A 3,850-nucleotide genomic window follows, 5' to 3' on the forward strand; every position below is an offset into this window, starting at 1 on the left:
ATTTTTATACAAATAATATAAATTATATAAAACATATAATTATACTATATACTCTAATAATGTTTAAGGCGGTGATACAATGTTATTAATTGAAGGAGAAATTGGTGGAAAAAAATACAGAGAACCATTTTCAAAAGGTATACTTTCAAAATCACTAGTACGTTGTGAAATTAAAGCAGATAGAGCATATGAATTAGCTTCAGAAATAGAAAAATCATTTGAAAAGGACAAAATAACAATTGTACCATCAGAAGAATTAATAAAACGAGTAAAAGCAACATTAGAAAAAGAAGATCCATTATTAGCTAAAAAATATAGTGCTTGGAAAAATATTAGAAGATCAGAAGATCCTCTAATCATACTAATAGGTGGAGCATCTGGTATTGGAACATCATCTATTTCATTTGAACTAGCTAATAAACTTGGAATAAAAAACATGTTAAGTACAGATATGATACGTGAAGTAATGAGAAAAATCGTATCTAAGGAGTTATGTCCAACATTATTTGAATCCAGTTATACGGCAGCAGAATCATTAACTACTCCTGCACCACCAGAATTTGATAAAACACTACTTGGTTTTAAAGATCATGTAAATACGGTAAGTGTAGGTCTAACAGGTGTTGTAGAACGTTCAATTAAAGAAGGAATAAGTATAGTTATAGAAGGAGTTCATATTGTTCCTGGTTTTATTGATGAAGAATTATTAAACACTCCAAATGTACATATGTTTGTATTATCTCTTTCTGATGAAGAAATACATAAAAGTAGATTCTATTCTAGATGTCGCCAGTTATGGGCAAGACGTCCACTTAAAAGATACTTAAAACACTTTACAGATATACGTAAAACACATGATTATATTGTTGGAGAAGCAAATAAATATGGAATTCCAGTAATAGAAAATATCGATGTAACAGCAACTATTGATACAATGATTGAACATATCATTGATGAAAAACAATTAGAAAAAGAAGTTAAAAAACAGAACGAAGAATAAATTCTTCTATTTAAAAAAAGGAATTAGAATTTCCTTTTATCTTTTTTATTCAAAAGAAACTATTATTATATCTTATTTTTAGCCCGTGTAATATCCTGTTTAATATTTCTAAGTGGTGCAGATAATTTCCAACTTATAGTGTTAAGCATAGCATATACTTTTCTTGATGCAATAAATTCCTCAGCACTAGTTGATATTAACACTTGTTCATATAATTTCTGATATTTAGGTGATAGAATAGAAATAAAGTCTTGATAAAGAACATCATCATACAATATCTTTGTAAAATCATCCTTCATAGCACTGAAGTATGCTTCTCTATATTCTTCTTTAATTCTATCAAAACGCATATTAGCTAGAAATACCTTTTTATCATACAGAATTTTCTTATATTTTTCAAATAAATTAAATTCTCTAAATACATCCCATACAAGATTAAAAACTGCAATAGAATCTATGAATCTTAAATCACCCTTAGTAGTGGATGATGTTGAATACCATCTACGTGTAAATAGAAATTCCTTATAGAAATAAATTCTCTTAGCACTAAACAATACTTTCCAGAAAAATACATTATCATCAAAAACAAGACCCTCTGGAAATGTAATATTATTTTCTTCAATAAATGATCTATTATACAACTTACTCCATGGAGTAACTGTAATATCAAATATAGCATCTCCTAAATCTTCATATGAAAATATATTATCTTTAACAATACGTGCTATTTTATTCATACTATAATTTTCAGCCTCATAATATTCATCTTTTTCATCATCATAATTTATGGCTTTAAATAATACAAAATCAACATCTTTTTCCTTTGCAATAGAATAAGTATCCTCAAGAGCATTTAATTTTAAAATATCATCAGAATCCATTAAAAATAAATATTCACCAGTAGCATAAGTCATTCCCACATTTGTAGCAACGGCATGCCCCCCATTTTCTTGAGAAATAACTCTCATACGTTCATCTTTACTTGCATATTCATTTAATATATCTAAGGATTTATCTGTGGAACCATCATTAACACAGATAATTTCAATATCCTCCAGTGTTTGATTTACAATAGTATCCAAACAATCCCTAAGATACTTTTCAACATTATATACTGGAATAACTACAGAAACTTTTACCATATAATCACAAAACTTTATTTTTAATTTTTTTAAGAACTTTTATAGTCATATTTTTTGTTAATCTAATAGGTAGTGTGCATTTCCAACTATTAGAATTTTCTATTTCATCACGTAATTGACACATCACTGGATTTGTTGATGGACTATAATTAGTAACTGATAATACCTCTAAATACTTTTTAAAAATTACTGGATTTATTTGTATGTTATTTATATTCATAGAATATAACTGTGATTTAACTGATTCTATTAAAAATGTGTATACATCCTTATTTTCAGGATTTACTAAACATAACTCGAGATATATTATTTCTTCATCCACATTTTCAAAGTATGTTTTATTATCATCTTCAAAGATTTTATGAACAATTTCAAATAATTCCTTATCATTTCTATTGTTTTTTAGTTTTAAATAGGTGATTAACTGTTTTTTATATGAATTAGAAATTTCTGTGAAATGTGCATCATCAAGTATTTTAAAAGTCATTTTATAATGATTCATATAATCTAATTTCTTATTATAATCATTTACTTTACTGTTAGCTCCACCACCAAGAGCATAATTATATCCATATAAATCAGTGCAAACAACATATATTTGATTGACTTTTGTTAATACTTCTGCTAGAAATACAGGATCTTGTCCTCGTTTTAGATTGGGAAAAGTGATGTTATGTTTATTTAGAAAACTTCTTTTAAATATATTCTTATAAAATGCCCATGGAATACCATACTCTTGTGGAGATATAACACCATAATCTGAGAAGTAAGTGTAATTCTTTTGTTTATAATTAAAGTTATCCTCTAAGTTTCCATCAATTGAAACTCTTTTTTGATTTGCTCCAACCATATCTGCATCATGTTTACTACCATACTCATACATTTTTTCCAATGCATCCACATCAACATATATATCATCAGCATCTAAAAAAGCAATATATTCACCTATTGCATTTTCAATTCCATTATTTCTAGCTACACCAGATCCCTGATTTTCTTGGTTGATTATTTTAATAAAATCATATTTATCTGCTAATTTTTCTAGAATATTTAAGGAGTTATCTGTAGAACCATCATTGACACAAATCAATTCTATATCTGTTAATGTTTGTTTTGATAGATTTAAACAAGTTTTTTCAAGATATTTTTCACCATTATATACAGGCATTATTACTGAAATCTTTACCATATATATCTCCAATTAATTCATTTTAACTTAAAATATGTTTTTCATAAATTACATAGTAATTTAAAAAAAATAATTTTTACTGTATAATGTTATATCTTTTTTTATTAAAGTTAATTTCTATAATTATATGAAAAAGTAGTGCAAACTATTATAAAAGAAGTGTTCTATTAAATAATAAAAAAAATTACTTGGATTTAAAAAAAAATAATTGTGGAAAGATATTTCCACTAAACTACTGTTGTTTTAATTGATGAATTATATTAATCATTTCTAAGACTATTATACCCACCAATAACTCATTGAACCTATTTAGGTATTTAAATATCTTTAACTGAAACTTCAATAGTGATGTTTGAATTTAGATTATTTAATTGTGAGGTAGTTGCTAAGTTTTTTACTGTGGATTTATCTTTTACAACATAAATGGTTTTTATAATATTAACAGCCTTGTAGGTGTCATCACCAGAGTATTTGATGGTGAATTTCTGAGCACCGGCAGGTGGTGTCATATTAATCATG

Annotated in this window: 4 protein-coding genes; 1 reads left to right on the forward strand and 3 read right to left on the reverse strand. The window is 26.3% G+C overall.

Features of this window, described 5'->3' with window-relative positions:
* Positions 1-79 precede the first annotated feature (79 nt).
* The gene (locus A9758_RS03065) at positions 80-1,000 is read left to right on the forward strand and encodes a 2-phosphoglycerate kinase (protein ID WP_011406043.1); all 921 of its coding nucleotides are present in this window, start codon (positions 80-82) and stop codon (positions 998-1,000) included.
* A gap of 65 nt (positions 1,001-1,065) precedes the next feature.
* On the opposite strand, the gene A9758_RS03070 is transcribed toward A9758_RS03065, so the two are convergent.
* The 3 genes from A9758_RS03070 to A9758_RS03080 form a co-directional block, all read right to left on the reverse strand.
* Entirely contained in the window at positions 1,066-2,142 is a 1,077-nt protein-coding gene (locus A9758_RS03070) for a glycosyltransferase (protein ID WP_011406042.1), read from the reverse strand.
* 4 nt (positions 2,143-2,146) lie between these two features.
* The gene (locus A9758_RS03075) at positions 2,147-3,331 is read right to left on the reverse strand and encodes a glycosyltransferase (RefSeq protein ID WP_011406041.1); all 1,185 of its coding nucleotides are present in this window, start codon (positions 3,329-3,331) and stop codon (positions 2,147-2,149) included.
* Positions 3,332-3,648: 317 nt separating this feature from the next.
* On the reverse strand, positions 3,649-3,850 hold a 202-nt coding region (locus A9758_RS03080), incomplete at its 5' end, for a hypothetical protein (protein ID WP_069776330.1).

This window comes from Methanosphaera sp. A6, assembly GCF_001729395.1.
Taxonomy (GTDB): domain Archaea; phylum Methanobacteriota; class Methanobacteria; order Methanobacteriales; family Methanobacteriaceae; genus Methanosphaera; species Methanosphaera stadtmanae.

What these genes read in the sequence shown, in the direction of transcription:
- A9758_RS03065 (WP_011406043.1), top strand. Translation starts at nt 80, where the DNA reads ATGTTATTAATTGAAGGAGAAATTGGTGGAAAAAAATACAGAGAACCA.
- A9758_RS03075 (WP_011406041.1), bottom strand. Translation starts at nt 3,331, where the DNA reads ATGGTAAAGATTTCAGTAATAATGCCTGTATATAATGGTGAAAAATAT.
- A9758_RS03070 (WP_011406042.1), bottom strand. Translation starts at nt 2,142, where the DNA reads ATGGTAAAAGTTTCTGTAGTTATTCCAGTATATAATGTTGAAAAGTAT.